The organism is Pseudomonas sp. 2,4-D (assembly GCF_030418155.1).
GTDB lineage: Bacteria > Pseudomonadota > Gammaproteobacteria > Pseudomonadales > Pseudomonadaceae > Aquipseudomonas > Aquipseudomonas alloputida.
Map to the genome: position 1 here is coordinate 43810 of NZ_JAUHUI010000028.1, position 20527 is coordinate 64336.

A 20527-nucleotide genomic window follows, 5' to 3' on the forward strand; every position below is an offset into this window, starting at 1 on the left:
AGCAATGATGGCAGAATAATGCGACCTGTCATTAAACAGTCATCGTGCTGTCGTGAAATATAAGGGCCGGGCATGCAGATGCCCGGCCCTTATTTTTCAGGAATCCATCATGACCGTTGCCGAACAGCTCAGTGCCTTGAGTGCCATCCTGGCTCAGCGCAGTATTCACAGCCTGTTCCAGCCAATCATGTGCCTGAGCGAACATAGGGTGTTCGGCCATGAGGCGCTGAGCCGTGGCCCGTCCAACAGCCCGCTGCATGCGCCGCTCAACCTGTTTACCATCGCCCGCCAGGCCGGCCGCCTGACCGAGCTGGAAGCGGCTTGCCGAGAAAGCGCCTGCCAACGCTTCAGCGAGCAGCAACTGCAGGGCAAACTGTTTCTCAACATCTCACCCGAATCGCTGCTGGAGCCGCACTACCCCTCCGGCCTGACCCTGAAACTGCTCGAACAGGTTGGCCTGCCGCCCAGCCGGGTGGTGATCGAGTTGACCGAGCACACGCCCACCGACGACTTCCAGCTGCTGTCCAATGCCGTGCACCACTATCGCGACATGGGCTTCTCGATTGCCATCGACGACCTGGGCGCGGGCTATTCCAGCCTGCGCCTGTGGTCGGAGCTGCGCCCCGAATACGTGAAGATCGACCGGCACTTCATTGACGGCATCCACCGTGACCCGCTCAAGCGCGAGTTTGTTGGCTCTATCTTGCAGATCGCCCGGGCATCGAAGGCACAGGTGATTGCCGAGGGCATCGAGCTGGCGGAAGAGCTGGAGGTGCTGGTGGAGATGGGCGTGGACCTGGTGCAGGGTTACTTGCTAGGGCGGCCACAGGAGCGGGGGGTACGCGACAGCGGGCTGTTACCTGCACTGACGCAGGTGCCACCGACCGAACAACCGACAGTGCGCTTGAATGCCACGATCGGGCAGCTGCTGGAGCTGTTTGGTCGATACCAACACCTGGAGGCATTGGAAGTGGTGGATGCCGATGGCAGAGGGTGCGGCTTGATTCACAGGGATGCGCTGCCTGTGCCGGCCTATTCGCGGGTGAACCCGCTCCTACGGGGGCCTGTGCCCAACCACCAATCAGGCGTAGGAGCGGGTTTACCCGCGAATACGGTAGCGGCGACAACGGTGACCGACGGGTGGAGATTGGCCAGCAGGCCCTGCCCTTTCGCTCAGGGTCACCACCTGTAGCGAACAGGCTGGAACGGGCAACGCTTCAGGCCGTTTCGGGATAGCTGTACTCGAACACCCGAACCACCTCAGAGGCATGCCACGAGGCGGCCTCCATGCCATCGACCGGCCCGGTAAACCGCCCCAGGCGCTCGACACACTCAAAGAAGCCAGTACGCGGCAAACGGCTGGCGCCTTGGCTGATCACCAGCGAACTGCGCAATGGCTGTTCGGCACGGGCATCCAGCACCGCCAGGTATTCCAGCGCGGCAGTCAGCGTCTGCATGGCCGGGCTGGGTAGCTGCAAGCGCTCGATCAGCGCTCGGTATGTCAGCAAGTGACGTTGACGACGGGCCAGGTCAAGCTCGCCCAGCAGGTTATCCCAGTGCTGACGGCTGATCCTGACCTGGCTCATGATGGCTCGCTCCAGCCAGCCACCCCCAGATGCCAGGCCAGGGCGCGGCGGATGGCAGCATCTGGCTGGCGTTCACCCGATTCGATCATGGCCAGATACGCCGGGCTCACCCCGACATTGCGCGCCAGTTGCTCCGGGGCAATGCCCTTGGCCTGGCGAATCTGGGCGACTTCGCTGAAGGCTGGCAGAGGGGCACTGGCAGCAACGCCCTGCGCCTCACTGGAAACCGCCTCGGCTGGTGCCTGCCCTGCAGCGCTGAGCAACGCCTGGTATTGCTCCCAGGGAACGACGGCGTACTCGGGTTGACCGTCCCGGCTGATGACCTGAATACCCATTACAAACCCCTTTAAAAAGGATTACAGCATGTAATCCGTAGGCATAACCCTTATGCCAATTATATTACCAACTCCGAGGTCTGTGCAGTTGAGGTGAGATTCAGGCCGGTTTCATTACTTGTTGCGCTCCAGCCGCAGCGCTTCCGGGGTAGCCGGCAGGCGCTCGAGCACGCGCAGCCGTTCGGGTGCCTGGCTATCGCGCCAGGCCTTGAAGCGTGCCAACTCGTCGGCCACTGTTTTCAGCACCCAGCCCAGCACCGCGATGTCATCAAGGAAACCCACCCCCAGCAACCAGTCCGGGATGGCATCGATGGGGCTGACGAAATACAGCAGGCCCGCCACGACAGTGACCAGTGCCTTGGGGCTGATGGCACGGTACTCACCCCTCCACCAGGCCAGGCACAGCGACTGCAGCAGCTTCACATCTTCACGCAGTTGGCCGAGGCGCGGGCCTTTGCGCGCCACCGCGAACAACAAAGCCGGCAAACGACCGCGGCTGAGCAGGCGCTCGGCCAATGGCAGGAAACGGGCAAAATTCCAGGGTGCGCTCATGGAGCCTCCGAGAGGAAAAGGTTATCCACATTTATTGTGGATAACCTTGTGAACAGGGCGACGTTTCCGACCCCAGGTGCCTGCCAGGCAAGGGGCCCGGTCAGATCGGGCGTTTTTTACACAGTCGTTTCACGCCATGACTACCTGCGCCGCAAACGATTTGCGTCAGAAACATCCTACTTCTTCACGCTGCATTTCCTCGGACAGTATCAGCTGTTGCAGGTTCGTCCAATCGGCACAAACGAAAACGCCCCAACAATGTGGGGCGTTTCCGACAACCAGCCAATGTTACTTGGCAGGTGCTTCTTCAGGGGCTTCGGCCTGCGGCTCGGCACCTTGCAACTGGGCAGGATCCTTGATGGCGATCAGTTCCAGGTCGAACACCAGTACCGAGTTGGCCGGGATCAGCGGGCTAGGGCTTTGTGCGCCATAGGCCAGTTCAGCCGGGATGAACAACTTGTACTTCTCGCCGACGTGCATCAGCTGCAAACCTTCAACCCAACCTGGGATCACACCGCTGACCGGCAGGTCGATCGGGCTGCCACGCTCTACGGAGCTGTCGAATACCTTGCCATCGATCAGCTTGCCTTCGTAGTGGACAGTGACCACGTCAGTCGGTTTGGGCTGCGGGCCGTCGGCCTTCTTGACCACTTCGTACTGCAGGCCCGAGGCAGTGGTAACCACGCCTGGCTTCTTGGCGTTTTCTTCGAGGAATTTCTTGCCGGCGGAAGCGGCTTCTTCGCTGGCCTTGGCCAGGCGCTCCTCGGCGCGTTTCTGCAATGCGGTGAACGCTTCTACCAGCTCTTCGTCCTTGATGCGTTGTTCTTTCTTGCTAACGGCGTCTTCGATGCCGAGGGCGACTGCTTTCGAATCAAGGTCTTCCATGCCTTCCTGAGCCAGGCTCTTGCCCATGTTCAGGCCGATACCGTAGGAGGCTTTCTGCGCCGGAGTCTTCAGCTCGGGGCTGCTGGCTTGTTGATCGCAGCCAGCCAGTACCAGGCCTACCAGGGCAACCGCAGCCGCCAAACGATGCTGTTTCATGCTATTTCCTTGTTCATGCGCCATGAGGGCAATCAGGGTAAAGCCGCGAGCTTATCAGGCGGCCATGACCAATGGCTACCGGCATAGGAGCGGGTTTTCGTAAGGAAGTTCAGTCATTAAAAGCTTCTTCATCGAAGCTTTACAGCCATTGGCCAGTATTGACCCTTTGTGTCGGGTTTGCCGGGCTTTGGTGGCTTTTTATTTCTGCGGGTTCTGAGGTCGGAAACATCAGGCCAGGCACCCCCGAAAAACTCAAGGATACCGACCCTCTCGATATTCCCCTGCCACCTCCCGCAGCACCTCACCCACCCACTGCCCCGGCAAACTCAACGGCAAGGCGGCATTGCGGCAAATCCCCACCGATCCTCCCGGCTCACGCACACCCAGGTCAAGCTCGACCAGTTCGCCACGGCGCAGGTCGAGTAGCACGGCATCACGCGGCGCCACCCACAGGCCATCGCTGCCCAGCAGGTAACGCCGGCTCAGGGCCAGCGACAGGGTTTCCAGGCGCTGGGCCGGCATCTGGATGCCGCATTGCACAAACAGGCTGTCGGCATGCTGGCGGATGGTGGTACCGGCCGGTGGCAGCACCAGCGGGTAACGCCCCACCTGCCCCCGCTCCACGGGCGTGCTGGCCAGCAGCGGGTGACCCGGGCGCACCACCAGGCTCATCGACTCGCTGTACAGGTGCTCGAACGACAACCCCTGGATTTGTGGACTGTCGGTCATGCGCCCCACCACCAGTTCCAGCTCCCCCAGGTGAAGTTGGCCAAGCAACTGCGCGCTGACCCCGGTGACCACGCTGATCACCAGCGCTTCATGGCGCTGATGCAGGCGGCACAGCACCTCAGGCATGAGCAGGCCTTCGACCGTGGACAGCACGCCAATGCGCACCTGCGACGGCGCCCGCGCTTCACCGCGCAGGCTGCTGACGCCATCGCGCAGCGCCTGCACACTGGGCCCGGCGTAACGCATGAAGCGGGTGCCGGCCAGGGTCAGCTCGACACCCTGGCGGCTGCGCTCGAACAGGCGCGCCTCGAGCAGGTCCTCAAGCTCCTTGAGGGTCTTGGAAATCGCCGGCTGGCTGATCGACAGGATATCGGCCGCCCTGGCCAGGCTGCCCTGCCGGGCAATCTCCAGGAAGCACAGCAAGTGACGGTATTTGATGCGGGTGTCGAGGTTCATGGCAGCAAGCTTACCGCATCGCTACCTGCGGCGTATCCGGGTCGCGTTGCTGGCGGCGAAACTGGCCAGGTGGCAGGCCGTGGATCTGGCGGAAACGTCGAGAGAAGTAGGCCTCGTCCGCAAAGCCACAAAGCCGCGCCACCTCGCCCACCGGGCGGCTGCCGTTGAGCAGGTAGTTGCGTGCGGCGTGCATGCGCCGCTCCAGCACCAGCTCGCTGAAGGTCTTGCCAATTTCCTTGCGCAGCCAGTGGGTCAGGTAGGTCGGCGACAGGTAGGTGGCGGCGGCGACTTTCTGCAGGTTCAGATCGGGGTCGTCGATATGCCGGCGCAGGTAGTCGCTCATGCGGGCCAGCGCGGCGCGGCGGCTGAGCTGGGCCGCGTTGCTGTCGGCCAGTTCGCGCAGCGGCTCGGCGTACAGGCCGCAGACCTGGCCGATCAGCTGCAGCAACAGGCCCTTGAGCATTTCGCGGGTGCCGAAGCGGCGGTTGGCATCCAGTTCACGCAAGCGATCGAGGATTTGCCGCGCCTGGGCAAAGTCGGCTTCACCCAGGCAAAAGTCGAGATGCTCCTGAAAGCGGAACGGTGACAACTCCGGCGCCTGCAGGATCGACACTTCTTCCAGGTCCATCGGGTCGCAGGCCAGGTGCGGCAGCAGGAACGTCTGGGAGAAATTGATCACAACGAAGTCGCTGTCCGCCGGATGCGGGATCACGTGCACCCGGTGCGGCAGGATGAAAGCCAGGGTGTTGCGCCTGAACGGACGCTGCACGCTACCGATGTGTTGCACCGTGTCGCCGCCTAAATTGACCTGGATCTGAAAATACTCGTGACGGTGCGGCGCGGTCTCGGCGGGGCGCCCGCGCTGGTCGCGGATGTAAAAATCCATCAGCTCGCTGCGCTGCTGCATGACGTAGGTCGGAACCTCGCGCTTGGGAGGCATTGGGTTGGCTCCAGTCTTCAAGGATGGCGCTGTCTGGCCCCTTCACGGGCAAGGCCGCGAAGAGACCAGAGCAGGCACAACAAGTTGTACGATGTCTAAAGTCATCAAATTAAACCTGTCTGCAAAAAGTCGCGCAACCCTAAACGCCCACAACCCGCTGAGAATGCGACATACAGCTGAAAATACGCGCAAAACCCCACCTTCGGATTTTCTTGGACAGCACAGCCATCCCCCGCCTCGAGCAAAAAAAACGGTCTAAAACCACCGTTGCATTCAATGCGTCGTACGACCACTGTAGAAAAGGGACTGCAGCCCAACCTCTACCAACAACAACAAACGAGGTCGACTCATGTCGAGCACGCCTACCCCCCGCGCCGCGTCGTCGTACACGCTGGACGCGGCCCCTGCCCAGCGCCTGCCTACCCGCCGCCGCTGGTTCATGCTGTCGCTGCTGCTGGTGGCGACCATCATCAACTACGTCGACCGGGTGAACATTTCCATCGCAGCGCCGTTCATGGCCAAAGACCTGGGCCTGGACAAGGTCGAGATGGGCCTGATTTTCTCCGCCTTCGCCTGGACCTACGCGTTGGCCCTGGTACCGGCTGGCTTCATTGCCGACCGCTTCGGCTCGCGCCTGACCTATGGCGTGTCGCTGATCAGCTGGTCGGCGGTCACCGTGGCCCAGGGCCTGGCCAGTGGCTTCGCCTCGCTGTTCGGCCTGCGCCTGGCGGTCGGCGCCATGGAGGCCCCGGCCTTCCCGGCCAACAGCCGTGCGGTCACGGTGTGGTTCCCCGCCCGCGAGCGCGGCATGGCCAGCAGCATCTACGTATGTGGCCAGTACCTGGGCACCGCGCTGTTCACCGGCGCGCTGCTGTGGCTGGCGACCACCTATGACTGGCGCCACGTGTTTTACAGCACCGGTCTGGTCGGCATCGTGTTCGGCGTTGTGTGGCTGGTGCTGTACCGCGACCCGCTGAACTGCAAGAAGGTCAGCAAGGAGGAACTGGCCTACATCGAGAACGGCGGTGGCCTGGTGAAGAGCAGCCAGCAACGTACCCGCTTCGACTGGCGCCAGGTCGCCGAACTGTTCCGCTATCGCCAGGTCTGGGCGATCTGCCTGGGCAAGTTCGCCAGCACCTCGGCACTGTACTTCTTCCTTACATGGTTCCCCACCTACCTGATCGAAGAACGCCAGCTGACGCTGATCAAGGTCGGCATCTTCGCGGTCATGCCGTTCATTGGTGCCACGGTCGGGATCCTCCTGGCGGGCATCGTCTCCGACCTGCTGATCCGCAAGGGCTACTCGCTGTCGTTTGCCCGCAAGCTGCCGCTGGTGGTGGGCTCGATGCTGGGGATGTCGATCGTGCTGGTGAACTTCACCGACTCCAATGTGCTGTGCATCGCCGTGCTGACCCTGGCGTTCTTCGCCCAGGGCATCGCCTCGTCGTCGTGGGCTGCCGTGTCGGAAGTGGCGCCAAAGGAGCTGATCGGCCTGACCGGCGGCATTACCAGCCTGGCGGCGAACATCGGCGGCATCGTCACACCGATCGTGATCGGCGCCATCGTGCACGCCAGTGGCTCGTTCGCCATGGCGTTCTGGTTCATCGGTGGTGTGGCGTTGATGGGCACACTGTCTTACTCGCTGCTGCTTGGGAAGCTGTATCGCATCGAGCTGAAGACTGCGGGCTGAGCCTGGGAGTGTATTGACGGTACCGGCCTCTTCGCGGCTAAAGCCGCTCCTACGGGGGGACGGTATTGGCCCTGAGTTTGACGCTATCCCTGTAGGAGCGGCTTCAGCCGCGAAAGGCCGGTACAGGTGCCTTGGATAGTCCAACCCAACCCCGCTTTCGTCCAACTTTGCCGGCCAGCCGCTGGATACGCTGACCACTCCAGTACGGAGGATCCACCCATGACCTACCTGTTCAACCCGCCGGCCATCGTCAGCCTGCCAATCCGCGGCAGCGATGCGCGCTTCCCGGTCGGCCGGGTGTTCTGCCTCGGCCGCAACTACCCCTGGCCGCAATCCTACGGCGCGGCGCCGCAGGAGCCTGTGTTTTTCATGAAACCGGCAAGCAACGTGGTCGAGGCCCTGGGCGAACTGCCCTTCCCGCCGCAGACCGACGAGTTCTGCCATGAAATCGAGCTGGTCGCGGCCATCGCCAAAGGCGGCGCCAACATCGCCTGCGAGCATGCCCTGGAGCACGTGTTCGGCTTTGCCGCCGGCCTGGACATGACCCGTCGCGATCACCAGCGCAAGGCCAAGGCCGAGGGCCTGCCATGGGAAGGCGCCAAGGTGTTCGAGGCTTCGGCACCGATGACCGCCATCGTCCCCGCCAGCGAATGCGACTGGCCGCTGGATGCGGCCCTTTGGCTGCAGGTCAATGGCCAGGAGCGCCAACGTGCACACCTCAGCCAGCAGACCTGGGCATTGGCCGAAGTGATCAGCAGGCTGTCTCGCCAGCTGCCGCTGCGCCCGGGCGACCTGATCATGACCGGCAGCCCGCCCGGTGTGGCACCGCTGAACCCGGGCGACACGATACACGCCGGGATCGACGGTATCGGCGAACTGCACCTGCACGTCGGTCCTCGCCCTGCCGGGCATACCGTCAACGCCGCCTGAACCTGTTGGAGCCTATCGATGAGCCAAAACAAGAAAGTCGCGCTGGTCACCGGTGCTGGCAGTGGCATCGGCCGTGCCGTCGCCCTCGCCCTGCTCGAGGACAACTTCAGCCTGGTCCTCGCCGGGCGCCGCGCCGAACCGCTACAAGCCGTCGTCGAGCAAGCGCAAGCAGCGGGTGGTGAGGCCTTGGCCGTTCCCACTGACGTGCGCGATGAGCAAAGCGTCGCGCACTTGTTCGCCACCATCGAGGAGGTGCATGGCCGCCTCGACGTAATGTTCAACAATGCCGGCATCAACGCCCCCGCTGTACCCGTCGACGAGCTTCCGTTGGAGAACTGGCGCAACGTCATCGCCACCAACGTCGATGGTGTATTCCTGTGCGCTCGCGCCGCCTTCGGCCTGATGCGCCGCCAGCAGCCGCAAGGCGGGCGGATCATCAACAACGGCTCGATCTCGGCGCACACCCCACGCCCGTTCACCGCACCTTACACCGCCAGCAAGCATGCGGTGCTGGGCCTGACCAAAGCGCTGGCGCTGGATGGTCGGCCTTACAACATCGTGTGCAGCCAGTTGGACATCGGCAACGCCCTGACCGAGTTGTCCGAGCGCATGACCCGGGGTGTGCGTCAGGCCAATGGCGAGATCGCCGCCGAGCCGATGCTCGACGTGCGCCATGTGGCCGATGCGGTGCGTTACATCGCAGCGCTGCCGCTCGACGCCAATGTACTGAACATGACCGTGATGGCCAGCAACATGCCGTTCGTTGGCCGTGGCTGATCCCTGTTTATGATGGAGTGACCGATGAAACCAGAAATCCTGCAACTGAGCCCTATCCTGATCCCGCAGATACGTGAGCGCCTGGAACAGCTGTTCACCGTACACCGTTACTACGAACAGGCCGACAAGGATGCCTACGTCAGCCAGTATGCAAACAACATTCGGGGCGTGATTACCGGCGGCCACACCGGCATCAGCCAGGCGCTGATGGCGCGCCTGCCCAACCTCGAAGTGATCGCCGTCAATGGCGTCGGCACCGACGCGGTAGACTTGGCCTATGCCCGCGATCGCGGCATCCAGGTGACGGCGACCATCGGTGCGCTCACCGAGGACGTCGCCGATCTTGCCATCGGCCTGCTGATCGGCTTGTGCCGGGGGATCTGCACCGGTGACCGCTTCGTTCGCGCCGGCCGTTGGGCCACCAGCACCACGCCGCTGGCACCGCTGCCACTGGCCCGGCAGGTGTCGGGCATGCGCGTGGGCATCGTCGGCATGGGCCGGGTCGGTCGGGCGGTAGCACAGCGGGCGGCAGCCTTCGGTTGCCCAATCAGCTACACCGATCTACAGGCGCTGGATGTGCCCTACGGGTTCGAGGCAGATCTGCTGCAGTTGGCCAAGGACAGCGATGCGCTGATCCTCGCGGCGGCGGCTGACAAGGGCGAGGCGCTGATCAATCGCGACGTGCTTCAGGCGTTGGGCAGCGAGGGGTACCTGATCAACATCGCACGCGGCAAGCTGGTAGATGAGCCTGCGTTGATCGCCGCGCTGCAGGCCGGCGAGATTGCTGGCGCGGCGCTGGATGTGTTTGCCGATGAACCGCGAGCGCCCGAGGCGTTGTTCGAGCGCGAAGATGTAGTCCTGCAACCGCATCGAGCCAGTGCCACGGTACAGACACGCACGCGCATGGGCGAGATGGTGGTGGCCAGCCTGGTGGATGTATTTGCCGGGCGCACGCCGCAGGGGTTGGTTATCTAGTCGGCTCGTGCTGGCCTCCTCGCGGGAAAGCCCGCTCCCACAGGTGCAGCGCCGTATTTGAAGGCGGTGCAGATTCCGTAGGAGCGGGCTTGACCGCGAAGAGGCCGACACAGGCAGCAAAGGGTTGTCAGGCCAAAGCCAGCTCCACCGCCTCCCCCGTCAACCGCACCGGCCACACCCGCAACCTCTGCCCGGCATCCTCCAGGCACTCCCCACTCAGCAGGCTGAAATGCTGCTTGTACAACGGCGCCGCCACCACCAGTTCGCCCTGCACGCTGCCCACCAGCCCACGGCCGATGATATTGGCGCCGGAGCGCGGGTCACGGTTGTCCACCGCGTATAACGGCTGCGCCTGCCCCGGCAGGTAGAACAACGCCACCTGGGCCCCATCGAACCAAACCACGACCCCGGAATCGGCCACCAGGTCTTGCGCCTGGCACACCGTCTGCCAGTTTTCTTGCGTGTTCACAGCAGCATTGGCCAGGTTCATCAGACAGCCTCCTCGACAGTTGGGATCAGGTGCAGCGGTGCAGCGGGCCGGCGTTGTTCGCGTTCGCGCACGAAGTGCACGTCCGGGTCGGCGCGTCGGTCGTTGACGAAGGTACGGAAGCGCTTGAGCTTCTCCGGATCGTTGAGGGCATTGGCCCATTCGCATTCATACTGGTCGACCACATGCTGCATCTGCGCTTCCAGCTCGCTGGCCAGGCCCAGGCTGTCGTCGATGACCACCTGCTTCAGGTAGTCCAGCCCGCCTTCCAGGTTCTCACGCCACACCGAGGTGCGCTGCAGCTTGTCGGCCGTGCGGATGTAGAACATCAGCACGCGGTCGATCAGGCGTACCAGGGTTTCGTCGTCCAGGTCGGTGGCGAACAGCTCGGCATGCCGCGGGCGCATGCCGCCGTTCCCGCACACGTACAGGTTCCAGCCCTTGTCGGTGGCGATAACGCCGATGTCCTTGCTCTGCGCTTCGGCGCATTCACGGGTGCAACCCGATACCGCGAACTTGAGCTTGTGGGGGCTGCGCAGGCCCTTGTAGCGGTCTTCCAGGCGCAGGGCCATGGCGACACTGTCCTGCACGCCGTAACGGCACCAGGTACTGCCCACGCACGACTTTACCGTGCGGGTCGACTTGCCATAGGCGTGACCGGTTTCGAAACCGGCCTCGATCAGTTCGCCCCAGATCAGCGGCAGCTCGTGCAACTGGGCGCCGAACAGGTCGATGCGCTGGCCACCGGTGATCTTGGTGTACAGGTCGTATTTCTTGGCCACCTGGCCGATGACGATGAGCTTGTCGGGGGTTATTTCACCACCGGGAATGCGCGGCACCACCGAATAGGTGCCGTTTTTCTGCATGTTGGCCATGAAGGTGTCGTTGGTGTCCTGCAGCGGCACCAGCGCCGGGTCCATGATCGGCTGGTTCCAGCACGAGGCGAGAATGTTGCCCACCGCCGGCTTGCAGATGTCACACCCCAGATGGCCCTTGCCATGGCGCTGGAGCAGTTCGCTGAAGGTGCGGATACCCTCCACCCGCACCAACCCGTACAGCTCCTGCCGAGTGTAGGCAAAGTGCTCGCACAGGCTCTTGTCCACCGCCACGCCGCGGGCCGTCAGCTCGTGCTCGAAGACTTGCTTGAGCAGGGCCGCGCAACCGCCGCAGCCGGTCGCGGCCTTGGTGCAGCCCTTGACCGCAGCCAAGTCGCTACAGCCACTGTCGATCGCGGCGCACACCGCCCCCTTGCTGACGTTGTGGCAGGAGCAGATGGTCGCGCTGTCAGGCAGCGCATCGGCGCCCAAGGCCGGCGCACCACCGCCTTGCGGCAAGATGAGCGCTGCCGGGTCGGCCGGCAGGGCGATGCCGTTCTGGGCGTACTGCAACAGGGTGTCGTAATAGCTGTTGTCGCCGACCAGCACCGCGCCGAGCACGTGCTTGCCGCTGGCATCCACCACCAAACGGCGGTAAGCGCTGTTGGCTTCATCGATGAAGCGATAGCTGCGCGCGCCCGGCGTGGCACCGTGGGCGTCGCCGATCGAACCGACATCCACACCCAGCAGCTTGAGCTTGGTCGACATGTCGGCGCCGGTGAACGCCACCGCCGCCTCGCCCATCAGCAGCCCAGCCAGGTTGCGCGCCATGCTGTAGCCCGGGGCGACCAGGCCGAACACGCTGCCGTTCCACGAGGCGCACTCGCCGATGGCGAAGATACGTGGGTCGCTACTGCGGCAGTGGTTGTCGATGACCACGCCACCGCGCGCGGCGATGTCCAGGCCGCAGCCCCGGCCCAGTGCATCCTGTGGGCGGATACCGGCGGAGAACACGATCAGGTCGGTTTCCAGGTGCTCACCGCCGTCGAAGTTCATGCGGTACCGGTAGGTTTCACCGGCACTGACCGACTGGGTGGCGCGCGACAGGTGCACCCCCACACCCAGCGCTTCGATCTGCGCCTTCAACGCGGCACCGCCCTCGCCGTCCAGCTGGACCGGCATCAGCCGTGGGGCGAATTCCACCACGTGGGCTTCCAACCCCAGCGACTTGAGGGCGTTGGCCGCTTCCAGGCCAAGCAGGCCACCGCCGACCACCACCCCTCGGCGGGCACCGGCTGCGGCAGCACGAATGCCATCGAGGTCGTCCAGGGTGCGGTAGACCAGGCGGGCATTGCCGCTGGAGCCTTCGATCGGCGGCACGAAGGGATAGGAGCCGGTGGCCAGCACCAGCTGGTCGTAGCCATAGCGACCTTCGGCAGTGACGACTTCGCGGCGCTCACGATCGATCTCCTGCACGGCCTCACTCAGGTGCAGGTGCACGCCATTGGCGTCGTAGAAATCGTGCTCACACAGGGCCAGGGTTTCGGCACAGCTGCCGCCGAAGTATTCGGACAGGTGCACGCGGTCATATGCGCGTTGGCGCTCTTCGCCGAATACCCGCACCTCGAAGCGCTGCAGGGCGCCGCGACTGACCAGTTGTTCGACGCAATGGTGGCCGACCATGCCGTTGCCGACGATGACCAGTCGCTCTCGTTGCCCGCTGCTCGCTGTTGCCTTCATAAGCCGATCCTCGATCAAAAAAAAAGCGCCTGGAGCCGAAGCTCCAGGCGCCTTTGCCTGTATTCATCACGGTAGGGGGCCCGGGTTGATCGCCGTTGATCAGTGGGCTTTGTTGTATCCGAGGTTAAGCAGGGAGCGTGCCAATCGGGTTGCCTGGGTTGCCTGTGTCGGCCTCTTCGCGGGTAAACCCGCTCCTACACTGGCCTCCACTGGTTCACCAGCGAAGGGGGCCGCCCAGCCAATGCACATTCAAAGTGCACAGCACCCCATCTTGGAGCACTTCAGTACACATCGCGCCGATAACGCCTGGCCTTGCTCAAGCCTTCGACATAAGCCGCAGCCGCCGCCGCATCCATCCGGCCATGCTCGGCGACGATCACCCGCAACGCCGCATCCACGTCCCTGGCCATGCGATGCGCATCGCCACACACATAGAAATACGCCCCCGCCTCCAGCCACTGCCACAGCAGCGCACCCTGCTCGAGCATGCGCTGCTGCACATAGATCTTCTCGACCTGGTCCCGCGAGAACGCCGTGTCCAGCCGCAGGTGCCCCGCCGCCTGCCAGGCCTGCAACTGCTCCTGGTAATAAAAATCGGTCGCTGCGTACTGCTCACCGAAGAACAGCCAGTTGCCGCCTTTTGCCCCCCGTGCCTCTCGCTCCTCGAGGAACGCACGGAACGGTGCAATGCCAGTACCAGGGCCCACCATGATCACCGGCACGCTGTCGTCCTCGGGCAAGCGGAAGTGCTTCGACACCTGCGGGAAGATCGCCACTTTCTGTACCTGCGCACGGTCAGCAAGGAAGCTTGAGCACACGCCTTTACGTTCGCCATAACGCACCGTCGACACCGTCAGATGCACCTGGCCTGGGTGCGCCAGCGGGCTGGAGCTGATCGAATAGAGCCGCGGCTGCAATGGCTTGAGCAGTTCCAGCCAGCTGGCCAGCGACAACTGCTGGGGGAAGGCGCGCAGCACATCGACCAGTTGCCGGCCCCACAGCCAATCTTGCAGCTCGGCCTTGCATTCAGGCTGCAGCAAACGCTGCAGGTCAGGCGCATTGCTGGCAAATGCCTGCAGTTGTTGCGCAGTGACCTTGGCAATTTCCAGGTGTGTTTGCAGGGCTTCGGCCAATGGCATGGCGCAATGACCTTTAAGCTCGACCATCGCCTGGCCGTCGAGCTGCATCAGCGTCAGCAGCTCTTCTACCAGGGCCGGGCAGTTGCGCGGCCATACGCCCAGGGCATCGCCGGCAGCATAACTGAAGCCGCTGCCGCCCAGGTCGAAGACCAGCTGGCGAGTTTCCTTGCTGGCGCCGGGGCCATTGAGCAGGCGGTTTTCCAGTACGGTGGCCATCCAGGGTTGCTGCTTGCTGAACGCCGATACGGGTGCAGGTTCACTCGCCGGAGGTGGCGCCGCGGCACTGCCCAGTGCAGGCAATAACGCTTCGAGCCAGCCGGCAAAGGCTTCGTCGAAGTCTGGCTCGCAGTCCACCCGTTGCAGCAGGCGCTGCCCTCCCAGCTCGGCCAGGCGCTGGTCGAGCTTGCGGCCAAAACCGCAGAACTGGTCGTAACTGGAGTCGCCCAAGGCCAGTACGGCATAGGGCAGCCCGGCGCAGTGGGCGCCCTCCTCGCCCTGCAAGGCCTGCCAGAATGCCGCGCCGCTGTCGGGCGCGTCGCCATCGCCAAAGGTGCTGGCGATCACCACCACACTGGCAGCACCCTGCAGCTGGCTTGGGCTGACCGCCTCCAGGCAGCTGAGTTGCACGTTCAGACCAGCACCGCGCAGGCGCGCGGCACAGCGTTCGGCCAGTTGCTCACCATTGCCGGTCTGCGAGGCCCACAACACCTGATGCCATGGCGCGGCCTGTGCCGCGATGGGCGCAGTTACAGGCTGGGCGAACAGCCCGGCCAGCAAACCGTCGACAAACAAACGACGGCTGGCAGCCAGCGGCGCACTGGCGGGCAAGCGGGGTACGCCCTCGGCGCGGGCCTGGTCCAGACCCAGCAGGAAACCTTGCAGGTAATGTCGCTCTTCTTCGGCCAGCACCGGAACCGGCAGGGTGTGCAGGCCAAGCAGACGGGACAGGGTGGCGGTCGGCATGCGGACAGGCTCTACAGTGGCAGTGTTCAGATCAAGGGCGTCGATGCGCTCGCCTGCGACCCGCTCCAGGGCTACGGCGCAGTGTTTGAAGGCAGGCTGCAGCGACAGCGGGTCGACCGCATCGCAGGTCGCGGCATTGATCGCCAGTTGCTCGCCGATCAGGTCATTCCAGTGAAACGGCGCAAAGCAGTTGCCCGGCATGACCCGGTCACTGATGCGCGCCGGCAACACGGCGTGCCCCCGGCGCGAGCGAACGGCCACCTGGTCCTTTTCAGCGACACCCAGCCGGGCGGCATCCTCGGGGTGAATCTCAAGGTAGGGGCCGGGCTCCAGCTTGTTCAGTGCCGGCACCTTGCCGGTCTTGGTCAACGTGTGCCATTGGTGCTGCACGCGACCGGTGTTCAGCACCATGGGGTAGTTATCGTCCGGCACTTCCGCTGCCGGTAACCAGGGCCGCGCAAAGAAGCGCGCCTTGCCGCTGGCGGTGGGAAAGGCCAGTGCCGGCCGCCTACCCCGGGCATCGAGCAGGAACGCCTGGCTGCTGCCGTCGTTGAGGTAGCGCAGCGGGCTACGATGCTGCTCGCTGCCCGGTGCACAAGGCCACTGGCGCGGCTGTGTACGCAATTCGGCATAGCCGATACCGCGCAGGTCATAACCGGTAACAGGGTTGTGGAATCGGCGTATTTCCTCATACACCGCTTCGGCATTGGGGTAGTCGAAGGCGTCGGCATAGCCCATGGCACATGCCACGCGGGCAATGATCTGCCAGTCCGGCAAACTTTGCCCGGGGGGCTCGACAGCGCGTGGCATCAGGGTCAGGTTGCGCTCGCTGTTGATCATCACACCCTCGCCTTCGGCCCACAGCGCGGCCGGCAGCAGGATGTCGGCGTAACGGTTGGTTTCGGTGTCGAGGAAGGCGTCCTGGGTAATGACCAGTTCGGCCTTGCGCAGGCCGTCGATCACTTGCTGGCGGTTGGCGACACTGGCCACCGGGTTGCTGCAGATGACCCAGCAGGCTTTCACTTCACCGGCTTTCATCTGCCCGAACAGCGCCACCGTACCCTCGCCGCCCTCGCTTCGCAGGCTGCCGGGTGGCAGTTGCCACTGTCGTTCGACGAACGCGCGGTCGTCGTCCACCAACGCAGAGCGCTGGCCTGGCAAGCCGGGGCCCATGTAGCCCATGTCGCGGCCGCCCATGGCATTGGGCTGGCCGGTCAGTGAGAACGGGCCGCTACCGGGGCGGCAGATGGCACCCGTGGCCAAATGCAGGTTACAGATGGCGTTGCTGTGCCAGGTGCCGTGAATGCTCTGGTTCAAGCCCATGGTCCAGCAGCTCATCCAGTTGTTGGCGCTGCCGATCCATTCGGCGGCCTTAATGATATCGGCCTCGGCCAGCCCGGTGATGGCGGCTACGCGCTCGGGGATATAGTCGTCGAGGAAGGCCGGCAGTTCGTCCCAGCCTTCGGTGTGGCGGGCGATAAAATCGGGGTTGGTGTGGCCGTTGCGATGCAGCAGGTGCAAAAGGCCGTTGAGCAAGGCCATGTCACTGCCGGGGCGCACCTGCAGAAACAGGTCGGCCTTGTCGGCGGTTGCGCTGCGCCGCGGGTCGACGACGATCAGCCTGGCGCCGGCCTTGACCCGATCAAGCAGGCGCAGGAACAGGATCGGGTGGCAGTCGGCCATGTTGGCGCCGATCACCAGAAATACGTCGGCGTGCTCGAAGTCCTGGTAACTGCCAGGTGGGCCATCGGCGCCCAGCGAAAGCTTGTAGCCACTGCTGGCGCTGGCCATGCACAGGCGCGAGTTGGACTCGATGTGGCGCGTACGAATAAAACCCTTGGCCAGCTTGTTGGCCAGGTACTGGGCCTCCAGCGACATTTGCCCGGACACGTACAGCGCCACGGCATCTGGGCCGTGCTGGTCGATGATGCCGCGCAGACGCTCGGCGGTGGCAGCGATGGCCTGGTCCATGCTGGTGCGCACTGGCGGCTGGCTGCGTTGCTGGCGCACATAGGCGTCGGCCATGCGCCCGCTCGCACTCAGTGGCAGATGTGCGGTGAGGCCTTTGGTGCATAGGCGGCCAAAGTTGCTCGGGTGCAGCTTGTCGCCGCTGATCTTGCCGACCTTGCCATCGGCAACGCTCATGACGATGCCGCAGCCCACGCCGCAGTAGGGGCAGACGCTGCGTACTTCGCTGTTGGCCATGGGCGGGCTCCTGTGGAAAACGCAAAAAGGCGCCGGCTGCCCCGGCATGCTGATGCAAGCGGGGCAACACGGCGCCTTTGTCGTGAAATGGTGAGGGCTGTCGACGTTGATAGCCCGGGATGAGGGTAGATCAGCAATTTATGGGCCAGCTATACCGGCCCTTTCGCGGGCATGCCCGCTCCCACAGGGATATCGCAAGGCCTGAGGGCGGCGCCGTACCTGTGGGAGCGGGCGTGCCCGCGAAGAGGCCTGCACAGGGTACGCACCATGCGGTGGCAAGCCGGTACCCGCTGGCGCTATGCTGGGGCAATTTTCAGCATGAGCAACTGCCCTCCCCCCATGTCCCAGGTGATCCTCAAGACCCCCGCCCAACTCGACCTGATGCGCCGCGCCGGCCAGCTACTGGCCCAGGTGTTCACCGAACTCGACAGCTTCATCCGCCCCGGCGTGACCACGATGCAGATCAACGACCGCGCCGAGGCGTTCATCGTCGATACGCTCAAGGCACGGCCAGCAAGCAAAGGCCAGTATGGCTTCCCTTACTCGCTCAATACTTCGGTGGACCACGTGGTATGCCACGGCATACCCAAGGTCGATGAGGTGCTCAAGGAAGGCTCGATCATCAACGTCGACATCACGCTGGAACAGGGCGGCTACATTGCCGATTCGTCGAAGATGTATTGCATCGGCAAGATCAGCGAAGAAGCCCGGCGCCTGGTCGACACCACCTATGACGCGTTGTGGAAAGGCATCGAGCAGGTGCGCCCTGGGGCAACGCTGGGTGATATTGGTCATGCCGTGCAGGCCCATGCCGAGGCGGCGGGTTACAGCGTGGTGCGCGAGTATTGCGGCCACGGTATTGGCCAGCAGATGCATGAAGGGCCAGAGGTACTGCACATTGGCCAGCGCGGCATGGGCATGAAGCTGAAACCGGGGATGGTGTTTACCATCGAGCCGATGTTCAACCAGGGTGGCCGCGGCACGCGCGAGTTGAAGGATGGCTGGACGGTGATCACCCGGGACCACAGCTTGTCGGCGCAGTGGGAGCATACCGTGGCGGTGACTGAGGGTGGGTATGAGGTGCTGACATTGCGGGAGGAGGAACGTCGTGGCTGAAGCTGCGGCAAACGCGTGCAGGTATGGATACAAAATGCAGGCACAAAAAAAGCGACCCTAGGGTCGCTTTCTTTGTTACTTCCGGGTGTTCAGTGGGCCCTGGAAGTGGAATATGGCGCAGCGGACGGGACTCGAACCCGCGACCCCCGGCGTGACAGGCCGGTATTCTAACCGACTGAACTACCGCTGCGCTATACATCGAGTGGTGGGTGATGACGGGATCGAACCGCCGACCCTCTGCTTGTAAGGCAGATGCTCTCCCGGCTGAGCTAATCACCCATGTCTCTCGGTGTGGCGCGCATTCTACGGAGCGCCCCGCACCCTGGCAAGCACTTTTTAAACTTTTTGCAAAAAAAACCTCAGGCCTTTCAAAGACCTAGCGTTATCGGGCGATTCTTTCATGCATAAGCCACTGCTGGCCCTCTGACAGGGCTGGCCTGAATTCACCGCTCGGAGAATAATGCCCGCCTTATGCATTAAGGAGAGATTGCCCCTCATGTGGTTCAAGAACCTGCTGACCTACCGCCTGACCCAGGAAGTTCCGTTCGAGCCTGAAGCGCTGGAAGCCGCCCTGGCCAGCAAACCGGCCCGCCCCTGCGCCAGCCAGGAGCTGACCACTTATGGTTTCGTCGCGCCGTTCGGCAAAGGCGAAGACGCTCCCCTGGTGCATGTCAGCGGCGAGTACCTGCTGATTGCCGCGCGCAAGGAAGAACGCATCCTGCCGAGCAGCGTGGTCAACGACGCGGTCAAGGAAAAGGTCGAAGAGATCGAGACCGAGCAAATGCGCAAGGTCTATAAAAAGGAACGCGACCAGATCAAGGACGAAATCATCCAGGCGTTCCTGCCGCGTGCGTTCATCCGCCGCTCGATGATCTTCGCTGCCATTGCCCCGCGCCTGGGCGTGATCCTGGTCAATTCGGCCAGCGCCAAGCGCGCCGAAGACCTGCTGTCGACCCTGCGCGAAGTGATGGGCTCGCTGCCAGTGCGCCCGGCCACGGTGAAGATTGCGCCAGTGGCCACCATGACCGACTGGGTCAAATCGCAGCAAGCCGCCGAAGGCTTCTATGTGCTGGACGAGTGCGAACTGCGCGACACCGCCGAAGATGGCGGTATCGTGCGCTGCAAGCGCCAGGACCTCACCGGCGAAGAGATCCAGCTGCACCTGAGCACCGGCAAAGTGGTGACCCAGCTGGCCCTGGCCTGGCAAGACAAGCTGTCGTTCATTCTCGACGACAAGATGGTCATCAAGCGCCTGAAGTTCGAAGAGCTGCTGCAGGAGCAGGCCGAGCAGGACGGTGGCGATGAGGCTGCGCAACAGTTCGACGCCAGCTTCCAGCTGATGATGATGACCTTTGCCGAATTCCTGCCGGTGCTGTTCGAGGCGCTGGGTGGGGAAGAGATTCCGCAAGGGGTCTGACGGGTATGAGATGCGGTGCTGGCTTGAATCGTTTTCTGCCAGCACCGGCCTCTTCGCGGGTAAACCCGCTCCTACGACGGCCTGTGTCCCACCTCCGATGTATGTCCACCACCAATCTGTGTAGGAGCGGGTTTACCCGCGAATACGGTGGCGCCGGCACCGGTGAACGGCGGGTGGAAATTGGCCAGCAGGCGCGGACTTGCCCGGAAGGCCGCAGCCAGGCACCATGGTGCCCACTGTGAGGACGACCTCACGACGCACCGCGTGACCACTCCGGGGACGGCCCCATCATTCAAACGATGGAGACACGCTCATGTCCTGGATCATTCTGTTTTTTGCCGGCCTGTTCGAGGTCGGCTGGGCCGTCGGCCTCAAATACACCGACGGTTTCACTCGACCGCTACCCACTGTCCTTACCGTCGGCGCCATGGTCATCAGCCTGGGCCTGCTGGGCCTGGCCATGAAGGAGTTGCCACTGGGCACCGCCTATGCCATCTGGACCGGCGTAGGCGCAGTCGGTACGGTCATCGCCGGGATCATTCTGTTCGGCGAATCCATGGCCCTGGTGCGGCTGGTCAGTGTGGCGCTGATCGTCTGCGGCCTTGTCGGCCTGAAAGTCAGCGCCAGCTAACCC

The 20527-nt window shown here is 63.5% G+C and carries 17 protein-coding genes and 2 tRNA genes; 8 read left to right on the forward strand and 11 right to left on the reverse strand.

From position 1 onward, the window contains the following. The first annotated feature begins 109 nt into the window (after positions 1 to 109). The gene (locus QYE47_RS18800; protein ID WP_070384224.1) at positions 110 to 1192 is read left to right on the forward strand and encodes an EAL domain-containing protein; all 1083 of its coding nucleotides are present in this window, start codon (positions 110 to 112) and stop codon (positions 1190 to 1192) included. A 25-nt stretch (positions 1193 to 1217) separates the two neighbouring features. On the opposite strand, the gene QYE47_RS18805 is transcribed toward QYE47_RS18800, so the two are convergent. From QYE47_RS18805 to QYE47_RS18830, 6 genes are all read right to left on the reverse strand, one after another. Further along, positions 1218 to 1586 carry a hypothetical protein gene (locus QYE47_RS18805; protein ID WP_003252539.1) on the reverse strand — a complete coding sequence of 123 codons (369 nt, stop codon included), beginning with the start codon at positions 1584 to 1586 and terminating at the stop codon, positions 1218 to 1220. Then, a complete protein-coding gene (locus tag QYE47_RS18810) occupies positions 1583 to 1921 on the reverse strand; it encodes a helix-turn-helix transcriptional regulator (RefSeq protein WP_004577645.1) in 339 nt (112 codons plus the stop codon). Before QYE47_RS18810 ends, QYE47_RS18805 begins: the two co-directional genes overlap by 4 nt. A gap of 114 nt (positions 1922 to 2035) precedes the next feature. Continuing rightward, complete coding sequence (locus QYE47_RS18815) at positions 2036 to 2473, reverse strand: DUF1232 domain-containing protein (protein WP_070384225.1); 438 nt, start codon at positions 2471 to 2473, stop codon at positions 2036 to 2038. Between the two features lie 288 nt (positions 2474 to 2761). Next, positions 2762 to 3514, reverse strand: coding sequence for an FKBP-type peptidyl-prolyl cis-trans isomerase (locus QYE47_RS18820; protein ID WP_010952765.1), 753 nt, complete (start codon positions 3512 to 3514; stop codon positions 2762 to 2764). Between the two features lie 252 nt (positions 3515 to 3766). Next, positions 3767 to 4699: a pca operon transcription factor PcaQ gene (pcaQ, locus tag QYE47_RS18825; protein WP_014592064.1), complete on the reverse strand. Its 933-nt coding sequence runs from the start codon at positions 4697 to 4699 to the stop codon at positions 3767 to 3769. Between the two features lie 10 nt (positions 4700 to 4709). Continuing rightward, positions 4710 to 5639, reverse strand: coding sequence for an AraC family transcriptional regulator (locus QYE47_RS18830; protein WP_014592065.1), 930 nt, complete (start codon positions 5637 to 5639; stop codon positions 4710 to 4712). A 349-nt stretch (positions 5640 to 5988) separates the two neighbouring features. Between QYE47_RS18830 and QYE47_RS18835 the strand changes: the two genes are divergently transcribed. The 4 genes from QYE47_RS18835 (at position 5989) to QYE47_RS18850 (ending at position 10011) form a co-directional block, all read left to right on the forward strand. Continuing rightward, entirely contained in the window at positions 5989 to 7329 is a 1341-nt protein-coding gene (locus QYE47_RS18835) for an MFS transporter (protein WP_070384226.1), read from the forward strand. 219 nt (positions 7330 to 7548) lie between these two features. After that, positions 7549 to 8259, forward strand: coding sequence for a fumarylacetoacetate hydrolase family protein (locus tag QYE47_RS18840; protein WP_070384227.1), 711 nt, complete (start codon positions 7549 to 7551; stop codon positions 8257 to 8259). Between the two features lie 18 nt (positions 8260 to 8277). Next, the gene (locus QYE47_RS18845; protein WP_019436771.1) at positions 8278 to 9036 is read left to right on the forward strand and encodes an SDR family oxidoreductase; all 759 of its coding nucleotides are present in this window, start codon (positions 8278 to 8280) and stop codon (positions 9034 to 9036) included. A gap of 24 nt (positions 9037 to 9060) precedes the next feature. Further along, on the forward strand, positions 9061 to 10011 hold the full coding sequence (locus QYE47_RS18850) for a 2-hydroxyacid dehydrogenase (protein WP_070384228.1): 951 nt from the start codon (positions 9061 to 9063) through the stop codon (positions 10009 to 10011). 127 nt (positions 10012 to 10138) lie between these two features. Here QYE47_RS18850 and nirD read toward each other — a convergent pair whose 3' ends face one another. The 3 genes from nirD to QYE47_RS18865 all read right to left on the reverse strand — a co-directional run bounded on the left by nirD (position 10139) and on the right by QYE47_RS18865 (position 17360). Further along, positions 10139 to 10501 (reverse strand): nitrite reductase small subunit NirD, encoded by a 363-nt coding sequence (gene nirD, locus QYE47_RS18855; protein ID WP_014592070.1) that lies wholly within the window; start codon positions 10499 to 10501, stop codon positions 10139 to 10141. Next, positions 10501 to 13053 carry a nitrite reductase large subunit NirB gene (gene nirB / locus QYE47_RS18860; RefSeq protein ID WP_070384229.1) on the reverse strand — a complete coding sequence of 851 codons (2553 nt, stop codon included), beginning with the start codon at positions 13051 to 13053 and terminating at the stop codon, positions 10501 to 10503. Before nirB ends, nirD begins: the two co-directional genes overlap by 1 nt. A gap of 281 nt (positions 13054 to 13334) precedes the next feature. Further along, the gene (locus QYE47_RS18865) at positions 13335 to 17360 is read right to left on the reverse strand and encodes a bifunctional nitrate reductase/sulfite reductase flavoprotein subunit alpha (RefSeq protein WP_070384230.1); all 4026 of its coding nucleotides are present in this window, start codon (positions 17358 to 17360) and stop codon (positions 13335 to 13337) included. Between the two features lie 267 nt (positions 17361 to 17627). On the opposite strand from QYE47_RS18865, the gene map reads away from it, so the two are divergent. Continuing rightward, positions 17628 to 18476 carry a type I methionyl aminopeptidase gene (map, locus tag QYE47_RS18870; RefSeq protein WP_070384231.1) on the forward strand — a complete coding sequence of 283 codons (849 nt, stop codon included), beginning with the start codon at positions 17628 to 17630 and terminating at the stop codon, positions 18474 to 18476. Positions 18477 to 18589: 113 nt separating this feature from the next. Here map and QYE47_RS18875 read toward each other — a convergent pair. Then, a tRNA-Asp gene (locus tag QYE47_RS18875) sits at positions 18590 to 18666 on the reverse strand. A gap of 13 nt (positions 18667 to 18679) precedes the next feature. Then, positions 18680 to 18755, reverse strand: a tRNA-Val gene (locus QYE47_RS18880). Between the two features lie 217 nt (positions 18756 to 18972). Between QYE47_RS18880 and rdgC the strand changes: the two genes are divergently transcribed. Then, positions 18973 to 19893 carry a recombination-associated protein RdgC gene (gene rdgC / locus QYE47_RS18885; RefSeq protein ID WP_003252510.1) on the forward strand — a complete coding sequence of 307 codons (921 nt, stop codon included), beginning with the start codon at positions 18973 to 18975 and terminating at the stop codon, positions 19891 to 19893. Positions 19894 to 20206: 313 nt separating this feature from the next. Further along, complete coding sequence (gene sugE / locus QYE47_RS18890; RefSeq protein ID WP_010952753.1) at positions 20207 to 20524, forward strand: quaternary ammonium compound efflux SMR transporter SugE; 318 nt, start codon at positions 20207 to 20209, stop codon at positions 20522 to 20524. Positions 20525 to 20527 lie beyond the last annotated feature (3 nt).

Excerpts from the sequence above, each read along its gene's own strand:
- QYE47_RS18800 (WP_070384224.1), top strand. The coding sequence starts at position 110 with ATGACCGTTGCCGAACAGCTCAGTGCCTTGAGTGCCATCCTGGCTCAG.
- QYE47_RS18805 (WP_003252539.1), bottom strand. The coding sequence starts at position 1,586 with ATGAGCCAGGTCAGGATCAGCCGTCAGCACTGGGATAACCTGCTGGGC.
- QYE47_RS18810 (WP_004577645.1), bottom strand. The coding sequence starts at position 1,921 with ATGGGTATTCAGGTCATCAGCCGGGACGGTCAACCCGAGTACGCCGTC.
- QYE47_RS18815 (WP_070384225.1), bottom strand. The coding sequence starts at position 2,473 with ATGAGCGCACCCTGGAATTTTGCCCGTTTCCTGCCATTGGCCGAGCGC.
- QYE47_RS18820 (WP_010952765.1), bottom strand. The coding sequence starts at position 3,514 with ATGAAACAGCATCGTTTGGCGGCTGCGGTTGCCCTGGTAGGCCTGGTA.
- pcaQ (WP_014592064.1), bottom strand. The coding sequence starts at position 4,699 with ATGAACCTCGACACCCGCATCAAATACCGTCACTTGCTGTGCTTCCTG.
- QYE47_RS18830 (WP_014592065.1), bottom strand. The coding sequence starts at position 5,639 with ATGCCTCCCAAGCGCGAGGTTCCGACCTACGTCATGCAGCAGCGCAGC.
- QYE47_RS18835 (WP_070384226.1), top strand. The coding sequence starts at position 5,989 with ATGTCGAGCACGCCTACCCCCCGCGCCGCGTCGTCGTACACGCTGGAC.
- QYE47_RS18840 (WP_070384227.1), top strand. The coding sequence starts at position 7,549 with ATGACCTACCTGTTCAACCCGCCGGCCATCGTCAGCCTGCCAATCCGC.
- QYE47_RS18845 (WP_019436771.1), top strand. The coding sequence starts at position 8,278 with ATGAGCCAAAACAAGAAAGTCGCGCTGGTCACCGGTGCTGGCAGTGGC.
- QYE47_RS18850 (WP_070384228.1), top strand. The coding sequence starts at position 9,061 with ATGAAACCAGAAATCCTGCAACTGAGCCCTATCCTGATCCCGCAGATA.
- nirD (WP_014592070.1), bottom strand. The coding sequence starts at position 10,501 with ATGAACCTGGCCAATGCTGCTGTGAACACGCAAGAAAACTGGCAGACG.
- nirB (WP_070384229.1), bottom strand. The coding sequence starts at position 13,053 with ATGAAGGCAACAGCGAGCAGCGGGCAACGAGAGCGACTGGTCATCGTC.
- QYE47_RS18865 (WP_070384230.1), bottom strand. The coding sequence starts at position 17,360 with ATGGCCAACAGCGAAGTACGCAGCGTCTGCCCCTACTGCGGCGTGGGC.
- map (WP_070384231.1), top strand. The coding sequence starts at position 17,628 with ATGCGGTGGCAAGCCGGTACCCGCTGGCGCTATGCTGGGGCAATTTTC.
- rdgC (WP_003252510.1), top strand. The coding sequence starts at position 18,973 with ATGTGGTTCAAGAACCTGCTGACCTACCGCCTGACCCAGGAAGTTCCG.
- sugE (WP_010952753.1), top strand. The coding sequence starts at position 20,207 with ATGTCCTGGATCATTCTGTTTTTTGCCGGCCTGTTCGAGGTCGGCTGG.